Origin of the sequence: Ktedonobacter robiniae (assembly GCF_016587375.1) — a bacterium.
Classification (GTDB): Bacteria; Chloroflexota; Ktedonobacteria; order Ktedonobacterales; family Ktedonobacteraceae; genus Ktedonobacter; species Ktedonobacter robiniae.
Genome location: NZ_BNJG01000002.1, coordinates 1,096,937 through 1,120,340, shown reverse-complemented (window position 1 = coordinate 1,120,340; position 23,404 = coordinate 1,096,937). Strand labels below are relative to the sequence as shown.

Genomic DNA, 23,404 nt, shown 5'->3' with positions numbered 1-23,404 from the left:
AAAGTACGCGTCGCTCACGACAACCATTCCCACACCTCTACCGCCTGGGCCAGTTCCACTGCCCAGGCCTCATCCATGTAGGTGTAAAATCCCTCTTCCAGCATCTGCCCGGTTGCATCCTCGCGTAGCCAGGCCTGGACCTGGCTGCTTTTGGCTAATCGGCTATCCCAAGCATGGTTGCTGATTACCTCGGCGAGCTGGCGCAGCGACGAAGGCATGCACATATCTCGCCAGGCGTTCAGAAAAGGCGCCAAATCATCGATACCATAGAGCGTCGCCTCCAGGTATTCACTGGCAAGCAGGCTATCCTCCTCGCGCTCCGGATGGCCCGCCAGTATCCAGCGCCAGAGCGCTAGCAGATAGTTGGTGACCGCTTCACGCTCTTGCTCTGTCCACTCTTTGCAGTAGCCCAGCTTCCCAAAGATGACGAAGAGATACGGTAGGTCTCTCCGCTCCTGGGCGTCACTCACCAATTCCAGGATACGCGGCAGAAAATGTTTAAAATCGTCTTCGTCTCCCCAGGTGCTCATAGCCTTCCATGTAAACCGCTCCAGGTCGTAGCCGTCCAAATGGCGCAGAACTTTGGAGGCAATACGCTCCTGATCTGCCCTGGAAACGCAACATGTACAGCCTATGACGGGATGGCGCAAAGGATAGCCAGCGAAGGTTGTGTACAATCTCTCGATTGCTTCGTGCAAATCTGCTAGTTCATTCATGAGCTGATCATATAATGGTGGCGCTCTGCCCAGTTACCCTCGAAGTCCTGGTCGAAGAACGTTCCTACAAAAGTCATACCACATTTCTGCATCACCCGTGCGGAGGCGGTATTCTGCGTTTCGCACTCAGCAACAATACGAGATGTTGCTAGAACGTTAAACTCATAGTCAAATACAGCCTGCAATGCTTCCGTCATATAGCCATGTCCCCAGAAGCGTGGACCGAGGGCGTAGCCAAAAGATTTTGTGTCTTCCCCATGACTGGAACCACCGATGAACAGCCACCCGATCAGCATCGCGTTGTGTTTGAGCGTAATGCCCAGTTATAAGCGTCGCGTTGAGGCTTTAAGGCATGTTCAAGCATCCAGTCAAACCATTTGTGGCGCCTGGTCTCATCCCAATTAGAGAAGTGCATATAGCGTGTGACCTCTGGATCTGAAACAATGGCATTGATGGCCTCCCAATCCTCCAGGGTAAAGCCGCGCAGGAGGAGGCGTTCAGTCTCAAGGGTAAACATCTTTCCTCGCTTGTTCTTGCTTGTATTCTTCTATGAGAGTATATCATGTTACAGTTAGTTCATTGCCTGTGTGATTCCTTATTTGACACAACTTCGAATCGGGGACAAAAAATTGTAAGGCGATGTAGTGAAAGTGGCTGGTAAATAAAATGAGTATTGCATTCGATGACCTGGTAGCACGTTTTGATGTGTCAGAGGTGCGCGCGCTTGTCTTGATGGGAAGCCATACGCGAGGTGAGGCTGGACCCTATAGCGATATCGACCTGGTACGCTTTACATATAACGCAGAGTCCTCTGAGCCGGAGAGCTTTCTCTATCAGGAGCACTTGCTGGTTGTGAGTACGGTTGCGCCGGATGAAGTCGAGCGCTGGTTTCATGAGCCACAGGCGGCGACTGATACAATTGCTGGTGTGCACTGTGCTCGGGCGTTGCTGGATCGCGAGGGCTATTTTGCTCAGATCCAGGCCCGGGCCAAAGCCTTTGTGTGGGATGATACCATGCAGCAGCGGGCCAACCGCTGGGCGAGCGAGATGCTGGTGGGCAACGCCGAGGAGGCTCGCAAGGGACTGGAGGGTCTGCGCCGCAATGACGTTGGACGCCTGTTGAACGCTCGCTTTGGCCTGTCCTGGAGTATGAGTCGCGTAATGAAAGTGCAGCGTGGTATCCTGCTCTCTGGTGATAATGCTATCTATGACGAGGTAGCACAGGCTATGGATGATCAGCCAGAATGGGTGAAACTGCGCCGCGCCGCCTTTGGGATTGAGGACGAATGCGGACAGGCTCTCACTCTGCACGAACAGGTGCAGGCCGGTCTCCAGCTCTATGCTCTAACAGCAAGGTTGCTCTCTCCCATCTTGCTGCCAGTGCATAAGCCAATCATCGAGCATACTGTCTCATTGATCCAGAAAGCCCTTCCGAACCCATCTGAATTCATCGGGGAGACATAACACAGAGCTCACGGTCTTCACAAGACGAGGCTGAGGTCAGTCATCTATGTTCATGGGGGAGGCGCGAGAGTAGCTGGCGAATGGTCACAAAGCGATAGCCACGCTCAAAGAGGGTTTCTAATATTTTGGGTAGGGCGGCAAGCGTCTGGGAGCGGTCGCCTCCCCCATCGTGCATCAGGATGATTGAGCCGTTCTTCACATGGTCGAGCACATTATGCAGAATTGTATCCGTGCCGGGGCGCGACCAGTCGTGTGCATCAACATCCCAGGCCACCGCGACCAGTCGGAGGCTGGTTGCGAGCTGAAGTGAAGATGCGTTATACGCCCCATAGGAGGGACGCATCACAAGAGGTCGCTGGTGGGTTACTCGTTCAATCGTGTTGCTGGTATGTTGCAACTGGTCCTCCAGGCTTAAACCAGTCATGTCGGGATGACTCCAGCTATGATTCTCGACCGCATGTCCGGCCTTATAGGCGCGCAATGTCAGGTTAGGAAAGGCCTGAACCTGGCGACCGATGCAGAAGAAGGTGGCTTTAATTCGATACGCTTCGAGTACGTCCAGCACTTTCGCTGTAAAATTTGGAAAGGGGCCATCATCAAAGGTCAGGGCGACTTCGCGTAGATTCTTGTTTCCATGAGTGATCAAATGATTCGTTCAGTTCTTACATTTTTATGCAACGATGCAAAAGTATCGTGATACCACTCTAATTTGTCAGCCAACGCTGAGCTTACATTCCCTACTATATGTAACCTTTCCCACTATACATAACATTTCCTCCTGCACAAGTTTTTAGATGCTTTAGCTAGCGAAAACAAACTTTTAATATAATTATATCATCTATGCAAAATAATATATCAATAAGATACAGCGCCGCCTCCGCTCAGGAGGCGGCGCTGTATCTTATTGAGCTAATCTACGTTGCGCACGCCAGGATGTAGCAGCCCCAGGCCGACGATAAGTACGCTGAGGAGGCCGCCAACCAGGAAGGTCATGGAGGGTCCGATGTGGTCGGCGACGATGCCCGCCAGGGCGTAGCCGATGGGCAGAAGCGAGTAGGAGCCAAGCGCGTCAATGCTGGAGACGCGCCCCAGGAGTTCGTCAGGCACCAGCTCTTGCAAGCTATTAGCCCAGGCCAGGTTGAGTGTGCTCGTACCCGCTCCCAGGACGAACATGGCGAGGCACATTACCACAAGCACAAGGGGCGGGCCCATGACAAAAAGCATCAGTGACGCGGCCACCCAGGGAACATAGACCAGGTAGCCCCGGTGGCGCAGACGCTTCATGCGCCCCAGCCAGATTGCCGCCAGAATTGAACCCGTGGCCTCGAAGGCCAGGATAAAGCCGTAGAGCTGAGCGTTCGCGCCAAAGCGCAGCTTGACGAGCAGGGGCATCGCCGCGTCCAGGGGACCGCTCAGAGTCAGGTTGCTGAGGCCCGCGACGGCGATGGTCACCCACAGCCAGGGCGAGGCGAGCACCGTTGCGATCCCCTCGCGTAGATCCTTCAGCACGCTCGCTTCAGCCTCCATCGTGCGTACCAGGGCACCCTTGCGCGGCATGGCGAGCAGGCAGATGGCCGAGACGATAAAAGACAGAGCATCCAGGCTGAAGGCTAGCGCCGTGCCTCCCTGGGCGATTACCAGGCCCGCCAGGAGGGGACCGATGATACCCGCCAGGCGCCCGCTAATGCTGCGCAGCGAGTTCGCGCTGGGCAGGGCCTCGGATGGCACCACCTCCGGCACGATGGCGGTATAGGCGGGATAAAAAAAGGCATCCACCACACCGAAGAGCGCGCTGATGACCAGCACATGCCAAACCTCCAGCAGTTGCATGGCGGCCAGGAGCGCGGCCACGCCTACAATAGCAGCGCGTGCAAAGTCCGAGCCCAGCATCATATGCAAGCGCGAGAAGCGATCCACAACCACGCCTCCCAGCAGGAGTAGCAGGAGCGTCGGCGCATTAGCGAATATCAGCACCAGGCCCATCATGGTTGCCGAACCCGTTTTCTCCAGCACCCACCAGGCCAGCGCCACCGTATAGAAGCTATCACCCAGGCGCGAGATAGTCTGCCAGCTCCACAGCAGGGCAAAAGCACGGTGTGTAAGTGATTTTAAGAAGTCCATAAAACAGGCATTTCCTTCTGTCGAAACAATCTCAAAGCCCTTGCCTGTCTGATCATATTTATATAACGTGATGCGCAAGTGAGTGAGGGTTCAGAGGCGCGGCTACTACACTTTTTTTGAGAGCCAGTGGTAGGCGTAGAGCCTGTGGAAGCCAGCGGTGGTGCCCAGGCCGAGCATGGCGGCGTTATCGCTGCTGGTCATGAAGGAGGCCGTGTCGACGTCTCGTGACTTGAGGTAATGCAGACCGCCCAGGAGCACGGCACGGCCCAGTCCCCGGCGCTGGTAGTCAGGGTGGACACCTATGGGATCGGTATAGCCCCAGTTGCGCCCACTCTGCGCGTTCTCCTCAGGGGGTACCTGGCATATACAGTACGCGATGAGTGCTCCACCTGGCGCCTCGATCACCAGGTCTCCGCGAGGATTATAATCCGGCTCGCGCATGATCGAGAGGCGCTGCTCAACCGTCATATTCTGCGTGCCAAAGGCGGCACGATGCAGCACCACACACGCCTCGGCCTCAGCTTCTCCCGCCACATGACGTAGCCTGTAGCCCTCTGGTAGCTTCGGTTCGGGAAACTCCTCGGCAAGTGTCCGCACCATTACGGATACCTCGCCCTCTTCAAGCACAAATCCTGCCTGGAGAAGGTAGTACAGCCGCTGCTCATCGCTATCGCGGCAATTGGTTCCCAACCCTCGCTCTTCTTCGCCCACTCCACTGGCGGCGCACATCGCCGTCGCATAGGCGATAATCTCTGTGGGAATGCTCGTCTCCCATGCCAGTGGATGTATCAAGAATGAGAAGAAGCCAGACGGAAGCGCCACATTCGCATAAGCCAGGAGCTGGCCCTCGCCATCCTCCCACAGCCGAATATGTATATGTTGTCCTTCCCGCACAGAATTAAGAAACTCATGCAGATCCGTCAGCGAGGGGTAATCGGCCACGTTCTCAGGTGTCGTACATGCTCGCCGCAATGCCAACACCGCCTCCCGATCCACCTCTTCAACATAAGCCCGTGTCGTAAATGTCATTTGGCCTCCTGCCTTTCCATTAAAAGCAAACAAACAATTACAGACCGAGTAGGTGCGCGGTTTACAAGCACTTCCTTTTTCTCCTGCTGAGCGTGGGAGGTTGCGGGAAATGCCTCACACCCCATACCGCTCCAGCAGAGGCCTGGCATACTGCTCAAAGAACGCCGGATTATCCTCCCGCAGCCAATAGAGTGGTCTCAGCAACACCGGCGGCAAATTATGTGCCAGCGCATGCTCAATTGCCTCGATTGCCAGGTGTGGTCTCCCTCGGTAGTAATAAGCACACAGCATCCCTTTCCAGAAAAAAGCATCTTCTAGAGTAGTTCTTGCTTGAATTGCCTTCTCCAACTCTTCCAACCCAGCCTTAAGCTTCCCTCGTAGTCCTAGCGCAACCCCTAGACAAAGGTGCGCAGTTGATGCTTGCGGATCGGTTGTTGCTATTTGCTCCAACTGGTCTGCTACTTTAATCCAGCCTACGCGCGGACCCGCAGCGGCCATGACCAGGCGCAGGAGCTGATCGCCTTCGTCAATCTCCTCATAGGTATCGAAGAAGATCAGGATGGGATAGTTCGCGGCGCAACGGGCCAGGTCTCGTCCCAGCGCGAAACCCAGGCGCCGCGCCGGGTCCAGATAATCCTCCAGCCGCTCGCCCAGGCGTCGCTGAAAGCGCTGGTAGAGGTAGGCCACCTGTTCGCCCGTAAGCTGGAGTAGAGCGTCCGCCCCCTTCTTAACCTTCTCGTTCTGGACAATTCCCTTGCTTCCAGGAACATAGGTGCTGAGCGCGCTGGCAACGATGTCGATAGTGGCGCCGCGCAGGGCTGAGCCGAGATCATCCTGTTCGCGCCTGACCTCCTCCAGGATCTTGCTGCTCTCGTGCCTGACCTTCTCCACTTCGCCAACCGCCTGCTGATAGGCGCGAAAATTTCCAGGCTGTCTGTCGAGCCTGGAGGCGAGCTGGGCGCACAGATCCTTGTAGTATGCCAGCGGGTCGAGCGCCTGCCCCTGAGAGGGATTATAGATCGAGCGCCGCCCCTCGACGGCGAACTCCCAATCCACAGGACCGCAGAGCGTGAGCCGCCCACCCAATCCCTGCTCGTTTGCCTGTGCCGCAATGCCATAGTAGCGGTTGAGCAGTGTGCTCTTGCCAAAGCCGCCGCGTCCATAGAGCATCACGACCAGCCCCGGTAGCTTATTGCGGGGCGAGGGTAGCTCTGTCACCTCCGGCACCTCGGCCTCCTCCTGGGCTAGCATATACTTCCACTCGCGCAATAATCGCCCAAATTCGGCCATCTGCTGTTCGCGCCCAATAAAGATCTGGTTAAAGTCGAATGGTTCCTGTGCACCCTGCGCGCCCGGTTGAAGCGAGTGTGCCATCTACCCACATCCTTGCGCAATCTACGAATCTATCTACAATTCTTATGCCCTTATATAATAACGCCTTTCGCGCCTTTATTGTACCCCTAACCTATTAACAATAGCGTTCCTTACACCAGATGGTTCCCCAGCCTGGTAGGGACCAGCTTTAGCGCGTCCGAATGCCATTCATGGCAGCGCGGCGCAAGCCATTCTTTTGCAGGGCTACATCACAACCCAGAAATGGTTTGGGCTGCGCCTACAGGCGATTAATCGCCTTTGGACGCGCTAAAGCTGGTCCCTACCGGCATCAAAAGCGGTCTCGTATTAATTGGCTAGCTCCTCCAGTTCCTGGCGCCAGAGGGCGCTGCTGGCGTCGCTGGGCATGCGCCAGTCGCCACGGGGCGAGAGGGCCACGGAGCCTACTTTGGGGCCGTCGGGCATGGCCGAACGCTTGAACTGGGCGGCGAAGAAGCGCTGGTAGAAGGATTTCAGCCACTCCAGGACCTCGGCGGGCTGGTGATGCTTGGCGAAGACCTGGCAGGCCAGCCAGTAGACCTTGCGCGGCGTGAAGCCGTGGCGCACCACCTGGAAGAGGAAGAAGTCGTGCAGCAGGTAGGGGCCAATAGTGGCCTCCGTCTCCTGTACAAGCGTGTCGTTCTCGCCCAGGGGCAGCAGCTCGGGACTGATGGGCGTGGCGTTGATGTCGTGCAGCACCTCGGAGGTGACGCCGCTGTAGACGCTCTCGGCGCACCACTCGATCAGGTAGCGCACAAGCGTCTTAGGTACGCCCGCGTTGACGTGATACATCGACATATGGTCGGCATTGTAGGTGCACCAGCCCAGGGCCAGCTCGGAGAGGTCGCCAGTACCTACCGCCAGGCCGCCAACCTGATTGCCGATATCCATCAAGATCTGTGTGCGCTCGCGAGCCTGGGCGTTCTCATAAGTTACATTGTGCAGTTTGGGATCGTGTCCGATATCTTTGAAGTGCTGGAGAACCGCGTCGCGAATGGGGATCTGGCGCAGGGAGATGCCCAGAGATTCCGCCAGCCGCTCCGCGTTGGAACGTGTGCGGTTCGTCGTACCAAAGCCAGGCATGGTGATTGCTACAATCCCTTCGCGTGGCAATCCCAGCATCTCAAATGCCTGCTGGACGACCAGCAGGGCCAGCGTCGAGTCCAGGCCACCAGAGAGGGCAATCGTAATCTTCTTGATGCCTGTATGCTTGAGCCGCTTGGCCAGGCCCACCGACTGGAGGTGGAAGATCTCCTGACAGTGTTTGGCCCGCTGCGAGGGATCGGCGGGGACAAAAGGCGTTGGTGTGAGATCATTGCGCAGGAGTTCTGCCTGTTTTCTTGATCCAACTCCCTCGGGCAGGTTGAAAGCCAGCATACGATAGGCCCTATCGGGCAGGGCCGAGGAGAAGCTGCTATTGCGCAGGCGCTCGTGGTTCATACTCTGCACATCCACATCGGCCACGGCCATCTGAGTGGAGAAGAGGAAGCGCTCCGTCTCGGCCAGCATACGCCCGTTCTCGTTAATGTAGGCGCCCCCGGAGAAGACCACGTCGGTCGTGGACTCGCCCGGTCCCGCCCCCGCGTAGAGGTAGATCGCCAGGCAGCGTGCTGCCTGTTGCTGGATTAGTGCACGTCGATACTCGGCCTTGCCCAGGATCTCATCGCTGGCCGAGGGATTCAGGATTACGGTCGCGCCCGCCAGGGCCATGCTGCCGCTGGGTGGCTGGACCGCCCACAGGTCCTCGCAGATCTCGATACCAAAGATACAACCGGGGAAGTTGCTGGCGGAGAAGAGCAGGTCGGTCCCAAAGGGAATGCTTTCGCCGCCAAGCTGAATCTCGCTCAGCGGGGAATCCTTGGCGGAGCTAAACCAGCGCTCCTCATAATACTCGTTTGTGCTTGGCAGATAGGTTTTGGGAACGATGCCCAGGACTTTTCCATCGCTGACGAAGGCGGCGCAGTTGTAGAGCTTTCCTCCCAGGTGCATAGGCAGGCCCACAACGGCAGCTATCTGTGCCTCTGCCGCTGCCTGGGCGATTGCAAGCAGGGCATTGCTCGCTTGATCGAGCAACACGGATTGATAGAAAAGATCGGCGCAGGTATAGCCGGTGATGCATAGCTCAGGAAAGAGGGCCAGGCGGGACCCGCGTGCCGCCGCCTCCTGCAAGGCATCAATGATAATTTGTGTATTATAGCGAATATCCGCCACGCGCAATTCTGGTACCACGACCGCGACACGCAGAAAACCCAGCGAGGTCGGTGAAAATAGATCTTGCTTCACTTTATTCCCTCTTCTCTCCTCTGATGAAGTACCTTTGAGTATAGCACATACAATGGATGTGGCGTTTCTCAGAATACTTTTCGTTTCAGGGTAGCTCCCATGCCGCTCCACAAAGCGAGGGAATGAGAGAAGCGGGATCACAACCATCCCTTTTGTTCGGCCAGGTGTGCCGCCTCCATCCGATTGCGTGCCCCCAATTTCTGCATGGCTGCGGAAAGGTGATTGCGCACCGTTCCTTCGGATAAAGAAAGGCGTGCAGCGATCTCTGCATGACTGAGGCCAGGAAGGGCGGCGGCGAGCACCTCCCGCTCTCGATAGGTCAAGGGATTGTTTCCCTCCGAAAGCGCCAGCAAGGCCAGTTCAGGATCAACGACTCGTTCCCCCTGCATCACCCGCCGTAGAGCGAAAGCGAGTTCGGAGGCTGGGGCATCTTTGAGCAGAAAGCCAACTGCCCCGCTCTCCATCGCCCGGCGCAGATAGCCGCTACGCCCAAAGGTAGTCAGGATCACTACGCGGCAGGATGGCAACGCCGTGCGCAACGCGTGGGAAGCTTCGAGACCGCCTCCCCCAGGCATTTCAATATCCAGCAGCGCTACATCTGGGAGAGCCGTCAGGGCTGCTTCGACGACCGTATCCCCCCGCGCCACTTCCGCGACGACTTCGATATCTGGTTCTCGACTCAGTAACGCTGCCAGTGCCCCACGCACCATCGCCTGATCTTCTGCCAATAGCACACGGATCATGATCATTCCTCCGGTATAGTTGTCACTTCCATCTGGGGCTGCATCGGCAGTTCCACATGTAAGCGAAAATGTGGCTCGCCTTCCAGCAGAAGTGGACCAGCTTCCATCATTCCTCCCAGTACACTCACCCGTTCCCGCAGGCCAAGCAGCCCACTCCCCTGGCCGATGCGTTGCGTGCCAGCATCTGCTGTCCCTTCCCTATCGTTGAGTATCTCCACCCCAATCCACCCCTGAACCCGCGTGAACCGCAGCAGACAGTGTCGTGCCCGGCTGTGACGGATGACGTTGGTGACCCCTTCCCTCACCGTCCACGCCAGGGCCGCATCGAGTGACTGGGGAAGCTCTTCATGAAGCTGCTCAACGGAATACTCGATCCCCGCTGCTTCGAGCAGTTGTTGTGCTCCGTCCAATTCGCTCACAAGTCGCGGTTGCCGGTAGCCCGCGACGGTCTTGCGAACTTCGCGCAGTGTCATCCGCCCGACCTGTTCAATCTCAGCGAGTTCCTGGGCACAGCGGGCGGGATCTTCCGTGATCAGGCCACGGGCCAGTTCACTCTTCAGGGTGATCACCGAGAGCCTTTGTCCCAGCAGATCATGCAAATCCCGCGCCAGGCGCAGGCGCTCTTCCTCCACTTTCAGGCGAGCAAGTGCTCGGCGTGCCGTATGCAGTTCTCGAAGGGCGCTGCCCAGGCGGGATACGCCAATCATATCCAGGCCCAGCCCTCGCACCAGCAGCATCAGCGCGATGAGCCACCACCAATTGATTCCTGCCACGTCTCCATGGGTGAAGATAGTGATGAGGAGCGGCAACAGCGTCAAGATCACGACGACCACCCCCGCCCGGCGCATGGGGAGCACCACTCCAGCCATGGCACTCACCCCAAGAAAGGGCCAGAGCCAGGCAGGATCATCAAGGAGGCTGAACACGGTGACCTGGAGGCCGAGCGCAACCAACAGGGGTACCGACAGATGGGATCGGCCACGGGTTCGCACTCCCCGGCTCGCGGGATGCGGCCACATGATCCAGGTATAACTGATCGCAAAAAAGAGCAGGGCCGTGCTGCTCACAGCGAGACGAAGCCAGGTATCTGGTTTGCGTACCAAAGAAATCAGAGGAAAAGACAGACAAATCAGTAGCCAGAAGTGCTGGTAGAGCCGCCAGATGGGGATGGTGACGCCACTCTCCCTCATCACTTCATCGTTCGTCTCGACTTCCTCCTGGCTTATATTTTCCTTTGCTCGCCACGGATTCTCGTCTCGTACTCGCATAACAGGACCCCTTCTTTTCGGCGCCACAAATGATGTCACTGGGCATCCGCTCTCATTTTACCACCGCCGTTTTGCCCGGCCCACCCTCCATGACGGACTCGACGAAGCGCACCCACGTATCGATCAGTTCCTGTTGCTGCTCGGGTTTCGTCTCAAAAACATTGATCAACGTTACTAGCTGACCCTCTCGGGAAATATGCATCTGTTTCCTCCTCTCGTAGAGTTCTTCTCGCTCTTGATTCCGGTTCTCACCCAGTCAGCCTGACCCTCGCTTGTCTCTCAGCTAGCTTGAGTTGGCTGCGAAAGCGAAACACATCTCCAAGAATTCCAGGATACGGACTTACTTCATATCCGAAAACCCTGAGCGCGAAGCGCTAGTCACGCCAGTGACGTTGGGTTTCGGAATAAGATCTTAGTGGTGCTGGAGCCATGCTTCCCAGCTGATTGTACCAGTCGCCTGTTGGGGGCAGGTATTGCCACCCTGGCGCAGGCCGCGGGCGGTTTTGCCAGGCAGGAAGATCGGGAGAATGATACGGTGCATCCCATGCTGCTTGAGCCAGATCCGTGCCAGCTCTCCCGAAGTGTAGACCTGCGGGCCACCCATATCTGGCAGGCGACCGGAGGGGCCGGCCTGGACGATCTCACAGAGGCGCCCGGCCACTTCCTCCTCGGCCACCGGTTGCAGCAGCAGGTCAGTCGGCACAAGCAGCACCAGGGGAAGCCTGGTCAGCTTGTGCAGCATGAGCTCGATGAGGTAATGAAACTGGGTCGCTCTCAGGATGGACCAGGAAATACCGCTGTGCTCGATGAGATCTTCGCAGGCGAGCTTGACTTTGCCATAGTTATATAGGACCCGATCAATGCCCATAATCGAAATGTAGACCACATGCGAGACACCCGCCAGGCGGGCAGCATCCAGCAGGCGGCGCGTGCCTTCGAAATCGACCTGCCAGGTCCCTTGGCCGGCGGTATGGACCACCACATCCATGCCCTGGACGGCGCGAGAGAGGCCCTCGCCGGTCACCAGATCAGCCTGCTTCCACTCAGCGCCGGGCCAATCCTCTCCCGGGCTGGCCCGGCGACTCATCCCATGCACCCGATAGCCAGCGGCGCTCAAGTGCTTTACCACCAGGCTGCCCAGCCTTCCTGCACCGCCGGTCACCAGAATATGTTGCATCGTTTTTCCTTCCGTGCTTCCCTGTATCTTGCATGCTGCGCATACATGTATCGGCCTCCTGCGGCGTGTGACGACTTTTCAGCAAACAGAAACTCAGAGCCGCGACACTTGAGATGCAGCCTCAGGCTTCGCCTCGCCGCGCTTAAGCGTCCTGTAGCGCGCGCCGATTGCGCTCGTTAGCACGATAGCGCCGATGCCGGCCAGCAGATGCAGCGCCTGGATCAGCCAGTGCAGATTCCCGACGAGCAGGTTGAATTGCAACTCGCCAAAAATTAGCAGGATGATGGCGTAGACGATCCCGACCATGCCCCAGATGCGCTGTCCCCTGGCGGTGAGTGCGATAATGCTCATCACCAGCAGCCCCAGGGTGACAAGCAGGCCGAAGAACATATGGATGTCAGTCAGGTCAGTGTTGGCGATCCAGATTACCAGGCCAAGCACCAGGGCACATAGCCCGGCAAGACCAACGATGATCTGAAGAATACGTGCTGTCATGATGACAATCAACCTCCTACGGATTTGCTCTGATATGCTTATTTCCGTGTGTTCATCCTGGTGAACTTCTACACAGGAGTGTACCTGCATCTGGGCAGGAGGAGAAGTGAAATTCCTCCAGATTTGACCATGACAAATATCACGGGTGGGAAAATCAGCACGGCTCTCCGGATAGGCAATCGGTCTCTGCAACGAGGAAGGAGAACCTGCTCATTGACAATCCTCCCTTTTCTCACGTACTCTTATCTTCGAGGAGGGAGATTCAGAACATGAAACGCTATGGACAGATTATTGGGGTAAAACCAGGGCAGATCGAAGCCTATGAGCGCATCCATGAAGAGGTCTGGCCGGAGGTATTGGCCACAATCGAGGCCTGCCATATTCGTAACTATACTATTTTTCGCCACGGCACTCTACTCTTTGCCTACTTTGAGTATATCGGAGACGACTTTGCCGCCGATATGGCGCGCATGGCCGCCGATCCCAAGACGCAGGAATGGTGGCAGCACACCGATCCCATGCAAGAACCGCTTGCCGACCAGGCCGAGGGCGAGTGGTGGTCCGTCATGCGCGAGGTCTTTCACACCGATTAAAGGAGTGCGCTTCTATATTGATATTTGGATTAATTGTGTGATGCCGGGTTGCCACAGGCAACCCGGCATCACACAATTAATCCTCACCTTATCTTGGGGCGTAGTTCCTGCCAGCTCTGGCGCATGGCTGCTATTTCGCCTTCGCCTGGTTGGGTGCCGCTGTAGCGCGTCATAGTGTACACATTGGTTAGCTGGGTTAGTTCTCCTTCTCCAGCGGGCATGGATTCAAGCAGGCGCTGGCGAAACTCGGCCGGAGTCTCGTCAATCCGGCGCGCATAACCTGCTTTGAAGGCGTGGCGAAGAAATGCGCGATAGATCTCGCGCACGGTGCGCGTGGCAGGCTCGCCTGTGAGCTCCTCGCTCCAGGCTATGTCCTGCTGCTTACGCATACGTGTATGCAGAGTGCTCAGGCTCCTGAAGATGTCTTGCCAGAGGCTCTTGAAGAAGGCCTTGAGTTGCTCTTTAAAAAGCTCCCAGGACCACGCGCTGGTATATATCTCCACAATGATCTGCTGTGTATGGCGCCTCCTCGCGGCCCGCACTATCATCCACCTTGTGCTTAAGATGAGCACTAGTACGACTGCCAGAATGCCAGCTCCCAGGCGCAGCAAAATGGTCCACTCTGGATCGGCCTGCCCTGGTCCAGGTTGTTTAGTTACTTTATGCTTGTTATCAATGATTCCGTGAGGGGGAACCTGATTTGTAGGCAAAGACTTTAACCAGTGGAAGAAGGGATCAGTCAACTGAGCCAGCCAGTTGGGCGAGAGTATAAAGGTAATCAATAGAGTCACCAGGAGTAGCATGAGGCTAAAGAGGAGGGTGTTGAGCAAGAGCTTTCCCTCCTGTGCCCGGACACTCCCCAATAATCCTTGAGCGTGATAATGCTCATTGCGCTTCTCCGCCGCCTTCACCAGGGTATGTGCTAGCAGGCCCAGAAAGAGGAAGCCCGGAATGACCAGCAAGAGCGCGCTGTCTGCGGTGTTTACTCCCCCAATCGTGCGCACCAGCAGTACGCCCAGGAGAAAGCCAATTCCACTCTTGAATACCTGTACGATGTCTTGTGCCTCGACCTCCTTCCTCGACAGGGCGAGACCCCGGATGCCGAAAAAGCCTATAAGCATGGCAATGAAGAGCGCCTGGACGATATAGAGGGGATTGTTGGTAATATCATCGAATGCGAGGGGTAGCCAGCGCGGATCAAGCAGGAAGGCTTGCTGAGTATACCACTGACCCCAGATCACGACCAGGAGCAGCACCAGAAGCGATCCCGAGTACCAGCGCGTGGTAAGCTGCCTCAGTCTTTTTAACGTAACGCCCCCGCTTTGTGAACGTCGCGCCAGCCAGAAACCAAGCAGCCGCTGCATCGTTTGTGCCAGCCAGAGCAAGCCACAGGCCATAAGAAAGAGCCACCAGGCTGGAACAACCTGGTCAACTTCTCTAAAAGGTGGAGAGGTCACCATGCCCTTTAACACTACCAGGACGATACAGGCATCGATAGACGCCAATAAATAGGGGAGGAGGCGTTCACCCATGCTGCCAGACGTATTTGCGTGAGGATATTTTTTATGTTCCAGAGCCGTATTGCTATCCTGTGACGTGGCGGCTAACGGCGAGGATAGTGGCATGTAGTATCTCTTTCTTAGAAAGGGCAATTCAAACAGATAGTTTTAAAGCTTGCTAGCAAGCTTTAAGAGTAATTGCATATATGTCGTTAATACGCATTTTACTAGCCTGATATCACAGAAGAGGATAAATTTATAAAAGCACAGCCCTCGCTTTTAACGCAACGGATGACGCTACTAAAGTACGCGTCTACATATAAAGATATGACACGCTCATATCTTTATATGTAGACGCGTACTTTAGTAGCGTCGTGCCATTCTAGACGCAAGAATTGGCGCTATTTGACCATTCCTTCTGGATAGTATAGTTCCCCTCCTGACGAGTCTGCCAGGCGCAGATGTCGCCGATCTCACCATTGTTCTGATCGTACCAGCCCTGTCCGGGGATGGGATCTGTGATCGCCTCGCACAGCTCATGCGAACTGGTCGATGTGAGCGAATCGAATGCACTGAGATTATTGGTGCAGCCTGCGCAGTCGGGGTAGGGCATGACGGCATAATAGACCTTGTTGTTGATGGCATTGTGATAGCCGCAGAACGAAGAGCAGGAGCTATCACCACTCATCGTGACCGTTGTCCCGCTCGGCAGGTATACAAAGTAAAGCGTATTGGCCGTGGGTTGTGGTAGCGTAGAGTTAGCAATCGCATCGGTTATGAATTGCTGGATCTGGTCGTCTGTGACATTAGAGCCGGGCTCTGAAGTGGTAAGGGTTGTCGTGCCAGAGCGGCTCCCGCGCCCAATCTTCTGCTCGGCGGTGCTATACTCCGCCATCTGGTCCAGCAGCGGACTGGTCAGGATATAATCAAAGAAGGAGTTCAGCTTCTGCGCGAGGTCGCTCTCGGGTGCCTGCTGCCACTGCGAGCCCCAGAAGACGGTGTAGACCTCCACAGTGGTAAGCAGGGGACCATTGTTATAGACAAGCTGCGCCGTAGGAGCAGCAGTTTCTAGAGAGGGCGAATGTACAGGAACAATGCGAATAGGCTCGTCGTATGAGGGGAGGCCGGTTTCGGATGAGGTGAAGTTGCTCGCCATAAAATCCATTCTCCTTGCGGTAAAGACGACGGTGTGCGCGTTTTGCACTCTCCCATTCTATCTCACGAGGTCAAACTCAACCAGAATCCCTCTGCCGTTAAAACAACTATTGGCTTCCCCCGAGGGATTTCTGGCAAATTGAAGAGTCCATGCAAACATGGACTCTTCTCACCATGCGATATACCTACCTCTCCGCACCATTGTCAGTCATTATTAGCTGATCGCGAGAAGAGTAATCCCTACCAGGATAAGCGCGGCCGAGACTATGCGCCGCGCGCCCTGTTTCTCCGCCAGGAGGCGCGTCCCCATCAGGGTGCCGATCAAAACACTGCTCTCACGTAGTGGCGCGATCTGGCTGACTGGATTCGAGATCAGAACAAACAGAATGATCAGGTAGGCCAGGGGAGAGAGAATCGCAACCCCCAGTACCCCCAGGCGCTGTGATCTCCAGGTTTCCTTGACCTGCCCCCAATGCTTTAGCGAAGCTGGCAGCAGCAAAACAGCCATTACAATGCTTGTAAACTCCATCATCAGTAGCGGCGAGGTATGCAGCGTACTCACGGCCTCTTTATCCCACAGCGTATAGATAGCGATAAACACACCTGTAAGGAGGGCGTACAGGATAGCGCGGCGCTTCCCCTCAGCAAAGATGCGCAGGGGATTCCCCACCAGGAAGACGATTCCCACGATAAGCAGCGCTATGCCCACCAGCGCGCCCACCGCTGGTCTCTCGTTAAAAATCGCGATGGCGAAGAGCGTTGAGAGTAGCGGACCCGTGCCACGCGCCAACGGATAGGAGAGCGAGAGATCCCCAGTCTCATACCCTCGCTGCAAGAAGAGAAAGTAGGCCAGGTGCAGGCAGGAGCTCCCCAGCGCAAAAAACACCTGGACCCAACTGAACGATGTATGCTCGGCGAAGAGCACATACGATAACACTGGCACATAGATAATGCTCGACAGCACATTAAATAACCAGACAAAACCCTTGCTATTCCCCGCCCTCTTCGCCAGAAAATTCCAGCTCGCATGCAAAAACGCCGCCACAAGCACCAGCAGAAAAACAAATGAACTCATAATCACCCAGCCTCCTGCTCAAAAAAAAGAAATATTGTTTCCTAGAATAAAGATAAAATAAAGTTTCATTTCTGTCAAGGAAAATCACTGATAATATGTGTATGATGCGGATTGCCCGGCATTGCCGGGCAATCCGCATCATACACATATTATCAGTGAGCGCCACAGGCGCGAAAGCTTAACCCTCTTGACAGAAACTTTATTTCTCTATACACTAAAAGAAATAAAGTTTCATTCGTTAATGAGCTAAGGAGAAAAAAGGCATGACTTTCTCTTTTGTGCAGATTACCGACCACCATCTGGGGGAGACCGAGTCTCAATTGATGAAGGGGTACTCGACCGCACATGCTGTGCGCAAGGTGCTGCGTCATATCGCGGAAAATGTCGGCGAGCGTATCGATTTCTTGATCACGACCGGCGATCAGGTCAATGATGCGTCGGAGGTATCTTATAGCAATTTCTGCCAGATGTTTCAGTTGCAGGCTGTCTCCGCTGCGCCGGGACCAGCGTTAGTCACACTAGAGGGCTTGCAGGCCTTCCCTATGTATTTTCTGCCTGGCAATCACGATGACCGCGAGCTGTTTTTCCGCTATCTCTTTGCCGATACGCCTTCCATGCCTCTGATGAATGTCAGCTTCCAGCACAAAGGCGTGCAATTTATCTGCCTGGATTTTGGCGCGGGCGATGATGCTGTTGCTTATCCTGAGACTCTGGACTACCTTGAGCGCTCATTACAAGCTGGATTCCCATCAGTGATCTTGACCCACCATCACATGGTTCCCATGGGCAATCGTTGGCAGGATGATTATTTTCTGGATAAAGAGAAGAGTGAAATATTCTGGAATATTGCAACCCAGTATCAAGCACAGATCCTGGGTGTGCTTAGTGGACATGTGCATACGACCTATGAGAAGGTGAAGCGCGGCATTCCCGTCTTTGGGCTGCGCTCGACGGCTCCCCAGGTAGTGTTTCTGGATGAGCCGTTCTTTTGTCTTCAACCGTTGCACTATCGCCTGGTGACTGTTCAAGATGGCATCCTGACGACAAGAATTTTTGAGGTTCCGCTATAAATGGGGTGTTCTCCACACCCCACGTACAAGTTATTCTGGGTAGAGAGTGTGATGCGGGTTGGCAGCCGCATGCTGCCAACCCGCATCACACCCTCTACCCAGGCGAGCGCCGCAGGCGTGAGAAGTCATGCCAACAAGTTGCCTCGCGTGGAAAAGCGGGATATACTTTTGCTGACACAGAAGATGTGATGGAGAGGAAGGTCATACCCATGTCGCAATCACAGGAGCGTCCCCTCATTTCGGAAGGCGTCCAGGCGCGTTTACGCGCCGCCTCGCAGACCTTGACTGAGGCCGAGGGACGCGTGGCACAGTTCTTTGAACAGCACCCCGAGGAGGCGATTCATCTCTCTGTCCAGGCCCTGGCCCAGCGCATTCAGGTCAGCGAGGCGACTATCGTACGTTGTTGCCGCTCGCTCGGTTACCAGGGATTACGCGACCTCAAACTCGCCCTGGCGGCGGAGAGTATGACTCCGCTCCATCAGATTCACGAAGACATTCTGCCAGACGATAGTGTAGGCGTGGTGGCGCGTAAAGTGCTCCAATCGGATATCCAGGCCATTGCCGACACCCTGGCCGTGCTCGATGAACAACTCTTAGAGCGCGCGGTCGAAGCCCTGGTGAACGCGACGCGCATTGAGTTCTATGGCATTGGCCCCTCCCTGCCCATTGCCCTGGACGCCTATTATCGCTTCCTGCGTATCGGCCTAACCGTGACCGTAACCCATGACGCCGTGATGCAGGCGGTCTCGGCCGCGAATCTGCCCCCAGGCTCCGTCGCCTTCGCCATCTCACACTCTGGTCGCACGCGTGAGACACTGAACGCGCTCCGCTCAGCTCGCGCCGCAGGCGCGTTCTGCATCCTCCTGAGCAGTCATGTACACACGCCGCTCAGCGAGTACGCCGATATCGCCCTGATCACCGCCTCGCGCGAGACCGCCTTCCGTACCGCGGCTCTTACCAGCCGCATCGCCCACCTCAGCGTGATCGACGCCCTCTACGTCGCCGTCGCCTCGCGCCGCTCCGAGTCATCCCTCATAGCCCTCGAACGCTTCTCCGAAGCCATCGACGAGCACCTCTTGTAAGAGATCTCTGAAATTGTGTTATAGGGTTCATGCAAGCATGGACTAAAAACGCTTACACTTCTCAAAATGCGTGATCCAGAGTCCCGCTATGACCTCTCTCTCCCCTATATCGCGAAAGCCCAGGCCTTCGTATAGCTTTTTAGCAGGCAAGTTCCTGGCCCCCGTTGAAACGATAATCCTCTCTATCCCTTCCTCAACCCCCTCCACAAAGCTTACAAGCGCCTTGCCGATCCCACGCCGGAAATAACGGGGATGAACCATCAGGCGATAAATATCCAGGAGCCCGCCCTCTTTCTTATACGAGATGGCGCCCGCCAATCTGTGATCTATCCAATAGCCATAGAAGATCTCGTCACTGTTTTGGAGCGTCTCCAGATCCTCCTGCAAGGCTGGAATGGCGAACGAGCCGATCAGTTCCGCCTCAACCAGATAGGCCGCTCGCTGCATCTCCAACAGCTCTTTTGCTTGCGCCATATCCTGTAGATATATTTTTCCTATAGACAAAAAGCCCTCTCTTTCTGTGAACACATATGTGCCAGTAGCCGCGTACGCGAGTAGCGGGCTAAGCAAGCTTGCGATACCGGGCTGGAGGAATGCCTGCTTCACGCTTAAAGGCTTTGCGAAAGGCTACTTCCGAATCATAGCCCAGCCTCTGCGCGATCTTTTCTACCTCTACTCCCTGCTTAAGCAGGTGGGTTGCCATGTGCATACGCCAGTGTGTAAGGTATTTCATGGGTGGCTCCCCCACAAGTTGCGTAAAGCGCGAGGAGAACGCTGAGCGGGAGAGGGCGACCGCCTTCGCCAACTCCTCTACCTTCCAGCCGCGTTCGGGCGATTGGTGGATCAGACCCAGGGCGGCGCTAATAGGCTGGTCGCGTAGAGCCGCGAACCATCCTTCAGTGCCCGTCGCTTGTTGCGCGATCCAGACTCGGATAACCTGAATAAAGAGCATCTCGGTCAGGCGTCGCAACATGACCTCTGTGCCAACCTGCTGCAAGGTGGATTCATAGGCAAGCAAACTTACAATATTGGCGAATCCCTCTACCATGAGCCCCTGTTCTCCGGGGATATGGATGACTTTAGGGAGATTTTGCAGCAAGGGGTAATTGCTCGGATTCTCGAAATGGAACGCCCTACAGAGTAAAATTGTCTGTGTTCCTTCGCCCTCAAAGGGATAAATTTCGTACTCACCGTGCGCATCATAGTCCAGGTGGACCGCCGCCTGGGTCAGGGGCGAGGCAGGTTCATCATAGATAGTGTGGGCATGTCCATGGGGAAAGACCACGACATCTCCATCTTCGACTCGCAGAGGTGTGGTATCTCCCTCAATATGTAAATAGCCCCCACCAAAATTGAAAATGTGAAAGGTGCTGTCTGGACTGGCCAGAAAATCAAAACGCCAGGGAGGGGAAACCTCGGTACGTGAACCAAGCCAGCCTTTCAACTCCAGTGTGTTGAGCACATTTGTCAGGATATCCATGATAGTCTCCAAAATTTGGACGTTTAGACATATATTGTGGACAGTATGGCATAGATCCTCTCACCCTTCAAGGGTATACTATGCCCATCAAACACGGTAAGGCTACAAAGAAGGGATGGAGGCCGCAAGCGCCTCTTACCACTTCCTTTGTGTTACTTGAACTGCATAGTCATGAAGAAAACAAGGAGAATGATAATACGATGGCTACCATGAAAACTGTTCAGATATATACACCAGGTAATGTTAACGTCTTGACATACGAAGATGTTGAGCGACCAGTGCTGCAAAAGGGTGAAATCCTGGTGCGGGTACGAGCCGCTGGCATAAATCCAGTGGATTATGTCTCACGCGCGCATGGCTTAATCCTGAGCACAGGTACGTCGGTTTTGCCTTATGTCGTAGGGTGGGACGTCTCCGGTGAGGTCGTCGGGCTGGGCGAGGGCGTGACACAGTTCGCAGTTGGCGACGAGGTCTATGGAATGCCGCGCTTTCCCCATGAAGCGAAGGCCTATAGCGAGTATATTACTGCGCCGGTGGCGGATCTTGCCCTTAAGCCGCGCAGCTTGAGTCACGCGGAGGCCGCTGGTATTCCCCTGGCCGGGTTGACGGCCTGGCAATCGCTGTTCGAGGTAGCCCACTTGCAAGCCGGACAGACTATTCTTATTACTGGTGGAGCTGGTGGCGTTGGTCATTATGCCATCCAGCTCGCGAAATGGAGAGGGGCGCGGGTTATTACGACCACGTCCACGCGCAACGTGGAGTTCGTGCGTGAACTGGGTGCCGATGTCGTCATCGACTATACGCGGGAATCCCTGGCAGAGGCCGTAAAAGATGTCGATGTTGTGCTGGATGCGATTGGCGAAGATGTGCTCAGAGACTCGTTCAAGGTCGTCAAACGGGGTGGGATTGTAGTGTCTCTCCCGGGTCACAAAGGTGTCAAAGCGGTTGGCGAGGAGCTGGCTCCCCAGTATGGCGTGACCTTTGTACTGACCTTTGTGCATACCTCGGGAGAGCACCTAGCTCAGATGGCCGAACTGGCGGATGCTGGTCAGCTCAGAACACATCTCGATGCCACCTTCCCGCTCAAGGATGCAGGCCAGGCTCATACCCTGAGCGAAGGTGGACATGTGCGTGGCAAGCTTGCGCTCACCGTTGAGTAACATCCTCACGCAGGCGGTCTAGCAGCACTTTGAGGTTAAGGGGGATGCCGTGCTGCATCTCCCACCTGGCCTTCATATGAGGAATGATAAGTGTCGCGTAGAGCATAGCCAGGTACAGGGGTGCCAGTCGTTGCGCCAGCTCGAAGGCCTCTACCAGTTGTTCGCGCGTGGCATAGCGTTCCCAGGGCTGAAGATAGGCCCCACGCAGGCAAGTCCGGGCCTTGGGCCAGCGGGCCTCAATGTCGAGCAGGAAAGGGTACAGGCTAAAGAAGGGGTGGGCGATACAACTATCAGTCCAATCGTAATACAGGTAGTCGCCCTCGCTCAGAACGATATTCTGCGCGTGCAGGTCGCCATGCTCAAGGGTCTCTGGGAGCGCATAGCTGGCTAACTTCTGGCAGAGTGAGCGTATAAGTGGTAGTGCGTCATACAGTCGCCTTACCTGCTCCAGCGAAAGGGCCGTAGGAGTGTCAAATAACAGCGACTGCTCATTTGCGAGCAAGTGCCCAAGCTGCTCTGACAAAGTCGCCAGTGGGAGGCGTGGACACCCCAGCTCCTCCAGTTGCTCCACCTGTGTGCTGTGATCAATCTGTAATATGGCATAGCGGCGCAGCGCCTCCTGCCAATCCGCCAGGTCCAGGCTCTGGTCCAGATGTCTATCGCCAAAGTCATGCATCAAGAGCCAGCGTTCACGCTCATCCACGGTCACAAGCGCTGGCATACACCCTACCCGGTATCGTGCCAGGTGTTGTAGCAGCGTAAGCTCATGTCGGAAGAACGCAGGCAGGGCCTTAAAATAAAAAGTGTTGTTTTCCGCTGCCTGCACTCGCAGCAGGCAGCCGCGTTCCGCCACGCCTATCTGCTCTATTGAGACTATGGGCTGGACCTCCAGTTTCGCCAATGCTTGCTCAATCCAGTCCTCAGCCCTCGACAACCAGCCAGGATGATACCAGGGAGTGCGCTCCTCTTCGTCCCGCTTTACCAACCATTCTTCCAGCCATACAAGATGCTCCGCCGGCGTGATCATAATCTCTTTCAAGGCTTCAACATCCATCCAGCAGGTATCCGCCGGAAGATTATCATGGGACGAGTGTAGTTCCATGACATAGACCCGGCTAAAGCGCATTGTCGCGCGCTCAAAGTCCTCGCCCAGGCAGCGGACCGTCGACAAACCCACAGCAAGCAAGCCCTGCATCTCACGATTAAAGCGGGCGACCTCTTTCCACGAACTATACTCGTCTGCCTGCCACTCCACCTGGGGCAGCATCCAGCCACCCTGCACAGCCCGCAAGAGTACTCGCATTCTCACAGGATGCATGATAATACCCGCCATATTGAACGTATAGCGTGCCGCTTCTGGCATATACCAGTTTATACCTCCAATCTACAAGAAAACTATACGGCCCCTTTCGCGAGATGGTTCCCAGGCTGGTAGGGACCCGCTTTAGCACTCACAGGCGATTAATCGCCTGTGAGTGCAGCCCCCATTGATACCATGATTTTATCAAACTCCTTTATCCTTCATATAAGCTACAAGTATCAGGTTCATGCCAATACACGCCAAAGTAATTGTGATTGGGAAACGTAGCGCTTGCTCCAGGTTGAACGAGGCCTGGATAGCGA

The 23,404-nt window shown here is 55.6% G+C and carries 22 protein-coding genes and 1 pseudogene; 5 read left to right on the top strand and 18 right to left on the bottom strand.

Annotated features, from left to right (window positions below; all coding sequences use genetic code 11):
• Positions 1-14: 14 nt before the first annotated feature.
• Together JMJ04_RS25445 and JMJ04_RS46870 are read right to left on the bottom strand one after the other, a co-directional pair.
• Positions 15-716, bottom strand: a complete 702-nt coding sequence (locus tag JMJ04_RS25445) for a hypothetical protein (protein ID WP_201373225.1) — start codon at positions 714-716, stop codon at positions 15-17.
• Positions 713-1,233 (bottom strand): annotated as a pseudogene (locus JMJ04_RS46870) (GNAT family N-acetyltransferase). The gene JMJ04_RS25445 and the pseudogene JMJ04_RS46870 overlap by 4 nt, the downstream one beginning before the upstream one ends.
• A 149-nt stretch (positions 1,234-1,382) precedes the next feature.
• Here JMJ04_RS46870 and JMJ04_RS25430 point away from each other — a divergent pair.
• The gene (locus JMJ04_RS25430; RefSeq protein WP_201373222.1) at positions 1,383-2,180 is read left to right on the top strand and encodes a nucleotidyltransferase domain-containing protein; all 798 of its coding nucleotides are present in this window, start codon (positions 1,383-1,385) and stop codon (positions 2,178-2,180) included.
• A gap of 40 nt (positions 2,181-2,220) precedes the next feature.
• Here the strand turns inward: JMJ04_RS25430 and JMJ04_RS25425 are convergent, their stop codons facing one another.
• The 10 genes from JMJ04_RS25425 to JMJ04_RS25380 all read right to left on the bottom strand — a co-directional run bounded on the left by JMJ04_RS25425 (position 2,221) and on the right by JMJ04_RS25380 (position 12,859).
• Complete coding sequence (locus JMJ04_RS25425) at positions 2,221-2,826, bottom strand: polysaccharide deacetylase family protein (protein ID WP_201373221.1); 606 nt, start codon at positions 2,824-2,826, stop codon at positions 2,221-2,223.
• A gap of 263 nt (positions 2,827-3,089) precedes the next feature.
• Complete coding sequence (locus JMJ04_RS25420; RefSeq protein ID WP_201373220.1) at positions 3,090-4,301, bottom strand: MFS transporter; 1,212 nt, start codon at positions 4,299-4,301, stop codon at positions 3,090-3,092.
• 105 nt (positions 4,302-4,406) lie between these two features.
• The gene (locus JMJ04_RS25415; RefSeq protein ID WP_201373219.1) at positions 4,407-5,330 is read right to left on the bottom strand and encodes a GNAT family N-acetyltransferase; all 924 of its coding nucleotides are present in this window, start codon (positions 5,328-5,330) and stop codon (positions 4,407-4,409) included.
• Positions 5,331-5,444: 114 nt separating this feature from the next.
• Positions 5,445-6,704, bottom strand: a complete 1,260-nt coding sequence (locus tag JMJ04_RS25410) for a hypothetical protein (RefSeq protein WP_201373218.1) — start codon at positions 6,702-6,704, stop codon at positions 5,445-5,447.
• A gap of 306 nt (positions 6,705-7,010) precedes the next feature.
• Positions 7,011-8,984: an NAD(+) synthase gene (locus JMJ04_RS25405; RefSeq protein WP_201373217.1), complete on the bottom strand. Its 1,974-nt coding sequence runs from the start codon at positions 8,982-8,984 to the stop codon at positions 7,011-7,013.
• A gap of 137 nt (positions 8,985-9,121) precedes the next feature.
• Positions 9,122-9,727: a response regulator transcription factor gene (locus tag JMJ04_RS25400; RefSeq protein ID WP_201373216.1), complete on the bottom strand. Its 606-nt coding sequence runs from the start codon at positions 9,725-9,727 to the stop codon at positions 9,122-9,124.
• 2 nt (positions 9,728-9,729) lie between these two features.
• The gene (locus tag JMJ04_RS25395; RefSeq protein ID WP_201373215.1) at positions 9,730-10,995 is read right to left on the bottom strand and encodes a sensor histidine kinase; all 1,266 of its coding nucleotides are present in this window, start codon (positions 10,993-10,995) and stop codon (positions 9,730-9,732) included.
• A gap of 52 nt (positions 10,996-11,047) precedes the next feature.
• Positions 11,048-11,197: a hypothetical protein gene (locus tag JMJ04_RS25390; protein WP_201373214.1), complete on the bottom strand. Its 150-nt coding sequence runs from the start codon at positions 11,195-11,197 to the stop codon at positions 11,048-11,050.
• A 210-nt stretch (positions 11,198-11,407) separates the two neighbouring features.
• On the bottom strand, positions 11,408-12,172 hold the full coding sequence (locus JMJ04_RS25385; RefSeq protein WP_201373213.1) for an SDR family oxidoreductase: 765 nt from the start codon (positions 12,170-12,172) through the stop codon (positions 11,408-11,410).
• A 93-nt stretch (positions 12,173-12,265) separates the two neighbouring features.
• A complete protein-coding gene (locus JMJ04_RS25380) occupies positions 12,266-12,859 on the bottom strand; it encodes a hypothetical protein (RefSeq protein WP_236038389.1) in 594 nt (197 codons plus the stop codon).
• 77 nt (positions 12,860-12,936) lie between these two features.
• Here JMJ04_RS25380 and JMJ04_RS25375 point away from each other — a divergent pair, with 77 nt between their 5' ends.
• Entirely contained in the window at positions 12,937-13,260 is a 324-nt protein-coding gene (locus JMJ04_RS25375; protein ID WP_201373212.1) for an L-rhamnose mutarotase, read from the top strand.
• 83 nt (positions 13,261-13,343) lie between these two features.
• On the opposite strand, the gene JMJ04_RS25370 is transcribed toward JMJ04_RS25375, so the two are convergent.
• The 3 genes from JMJ04_RS25370 to JMJ04_RS25360 all read right to left on the bottom strand — a co-directional run bounded on the left by JMJ04_RS25370 (position 13,344) and on the right by JMJ04_RS25360 (position 16,989).
• Positions 13,344-14,885: a DUF4129 domain-containing protein gene (locus JMJ04_RS25370; RefSeq protein WP_201373211.1), complete on the bottom strand. Its 1,542-nt coding sequence runs from the start codon at positions 14,883-14,885 to the stop codon at positions 13,344-13,346.
• Positions 14,886-15,141: 256 nt separating this feature from the next.
• Positions 15,142-15,915, bottom strand: coding sequence for a hypothetical protein (locus tag JMJ04_RS25365; RefSeq protein ID WP_201373210.1), 774 nt, complete (start codon positions 15,913-15,915; stop codon positions 15,142-15,144).
• Between the two features lie 213 nt (positions 15,916-16,128).
• Positions 16,129-16,989, bottom strand: a complete 861-nt coding sequence (locus JMJ04_RS25360; RefSeq protein WP_201373209.1) for a DMT family transporter — start codon at positions 16,987-16,989, stop codon at positions 16,129-16,131.
• Positions 16,990-17,252: 263 nt separating this feature from the next.
• Here JMJ04_RS25360 and JMJ04_RS25355 point away from each other — a divergent pair, with 263 nt between their 5' ends.
• Positions 17,253-18,059: a metallophosphoesterase family protein gene (locus JMJ04_RS25355; protein ID WP_201373208.1), complete on the top strand. Its 807-nt coding sequence runs from the start codon at positions 17,253-17,255 to the stop codon at positions 18,057-18,059.
• A gap of 209 nt (positions 18,060-18,268) precedes the next feature.
• Positions 18,269-19,141 carry a MurR/RpiR family transcriptional regulator gene (locus JMJ04_RS25350; protein WP_201373207.1) on the top strand — a complete coding sequence of 291 codons (873 nt, stop codon included), beginning with the start codon at positions 18,269-18,271 and terminating at the stop codon, positions 19,139-19,141.
• A gap of 42 nt (positions 19,142-19,183) precedes the next feature.
• Here JMJ04_RS25350 and JMJ04_RS25345 read toward each other — a convergent pair whose 3' ends face one another.
• Complete coding sequence (locus tag JMJ04_RS25345; RefSeq protein ID WP_201373206.1) at positions 19,184-19,645, bottom strand: GNAT family N-acetyltransferase; 462 nt, start codon at positions 19,643-19,645, stop codon at positions 19,184-19,186.
• Positions 19,646-19,703: 58 nt separating this feature from the next.
• Entirely contained in the window at positions 19,704-20,621 is a 918-nt protein-coding gene (locus tag JMJ04_RS25340; RefSeq protein ID WP_201373205.1) for an AraC family transcriptional regulator, read from the bottom strand.
• A 200-nt stretch (positions 20,622-20,821) separates the two neighbouring features.
• Here JMJ04_RS25340 and JMJ04_RS25335 point away from each other — a divergent pair, with 200 nt between their 5' ends.
• Positions 20,822-21,781, top strand: a complete 960-nt coding sequence (locus tag JMJ04_RS25335; RefSeq protein ID WP_201373204.1) for an NADP-dependent oxidoreductase — start codon at positions 20,822-20,824, stop codon at positions 21,779-21,781.
• Here JMJ04_RS25335 and JMJ04_RS25330 read toward each other — a convergent pair.
• Positions 21,768-23,144, bottom strand: a complete 1,377-nt coding sequence (locus JMJ04_RS25330) for a phosphotransferase (protein ID WP_201373203.1) — start codon at positions 23,142-23,144, stop codon at positions 21,768-21,770. The genes JMJ04_RS25335 and JMJ04_RS25330 overlap by 14 nt on opposite strands.
• Between the last annotated feature and the right edge of the window lie 260 nt (positions 23,145-23,404).

What these genes read in the sequence shown, in the direction of transcription:
- JMJ04_RS25445 (WP_201373225.1), bottom strand. Translation starts at nt 716, where the DNA reads ATGAATGAACTAGCAGATTTGCACGAAGCAATCGAGAGATTGTACACA.
- JMJ04_RS25430 (WP_201373222.1), top strand. Translation starts at nt 1,383, where the DNA reads ATGAGTATTGCATTCGATGACCTGGTAGCACGTTTTGATGTGTCAGAG.
- JMJ04_RS25420 (WP_201373220.1), bottom strand. Translation starts at nt 4,301, where the DNA reads ATGGACTTCTTAAAATCACTTACACACCGTGCTTTTGCCCTGCTGTGG.
- JMJ04_RS25415 (WP_201373219.1), bottom strand. Translation starts at nt 5,330, where the DNA reads ATGACATTTACGACACGGGCTTATGTTGAAGAGGTGGATCGGGAGGCG.
- JMJ04_RS25410 (WP_201373218.1), bottom strand. Translation starts at nt 6,704, where the DNA reads ATGGCACACTCGCTTCAACCGGGCGCGCAGGGTGCACAGGAACCATTC.
- JMJ04_RS25400 (WP_201373216.1), bottom strand. Translation starts at nt 9,727, where the DNA reads ATGATCCGTGTGCTATTGGCAGAAGATCAGGCGATGGTGCGTGGGGCA.
- JMJ04_RS25395 (WP_201373215.1), bottom strand. Translation starts at nt 10,995, where the DNA reads ATGCGAGTACGAGACGAGAATCCGTGGCGAGCAAAGGAAAATATAAGC.
- JMJ04_RS25390 (WP_201373214.1), bottom strand. Translation starts at nt 11,197, where the DNA reads ATGCATATTTCCCGAGAGGGTCAGCTAGTAACGTTGATCAATGTTTTT.
- JMJ04_RS25385 (WP_201373213.1), bottom strand. Translation starts at nt 12,172, where the DNA reads ATGCAACATATTCTGGTGACCGGCGGTGCAGGAAGGCTGGGCAGCCTG.
- JMJ04_RS25375 (WP_201373212.1), top strand. Translation starts at nt 12,937, where the DNA reads ATGAAACGCTATGGACAGATTATTGGGGTAAAACCAGGGCAGATCGAA.
- JMJ04_RS25370 (WP_201373211.1), bottom strand. Translation starts at nt 14,885, where the DNA reads ATGCCACTATCCTCGCCGTTAGCCGCCACGTCACAGGATAGCAATACG.
- JMJ04_RS25365 (WP_201373210.1), bottom strand. Translation starts at nt 15,915, where the DNA reads ATGGCGAGCAACTTCACCTCATCCGAAACCGGCCTCCCCTCATACGAC.
- JMJ04_RS25360 (WP_201373209.1), bottom strand. Translation starts at nt 16,989, where the DNA reads ATGAGTTCATTTGTTTTTCTGCTGGTGCTTGTGGCGGCGTTTTTGCAT.
- JMJ04_RS25355 (WP_201373208.1), top strand. Translation starts at nt 17,253, where the DNA reads ATGACTTTCTCTTTTGTGCAGATTACCGACCACCATCTGGGGGAGACC.
- JMJ04_RS25350 (WP_201373207.1), top strand. Translation starts at nt 18,269, where the DNA reads ATGTCGCAATCACAGGAGCGTCCCCTCATTTCGGAAGGCGTCCAGGCG.
- JMJ04_RS25340 (WP_201373205.1), bottom strand. Translation starts at nt 20,621, where the DNA reads ATGGATATCCTGACAAATGTGCTCAACACACTGGAGTTGAAAGGCTGG.
- JMJ04_RS25335 (WP_201373204.1), top strand. Translation starts at nt 20,822, where the DNA reads ATGGCTACCATGAAAACTGTTCAGATATATACACCAGGTAATGTTAAC.
- JMJ04_RS25330 (WP_201373203.1), bottom strand. Translation starts at nt 23,144, where the DNA reads ATGCCAGAAGCGGCACGCTATACGTTCAATATGGCGGGTATTATCATG.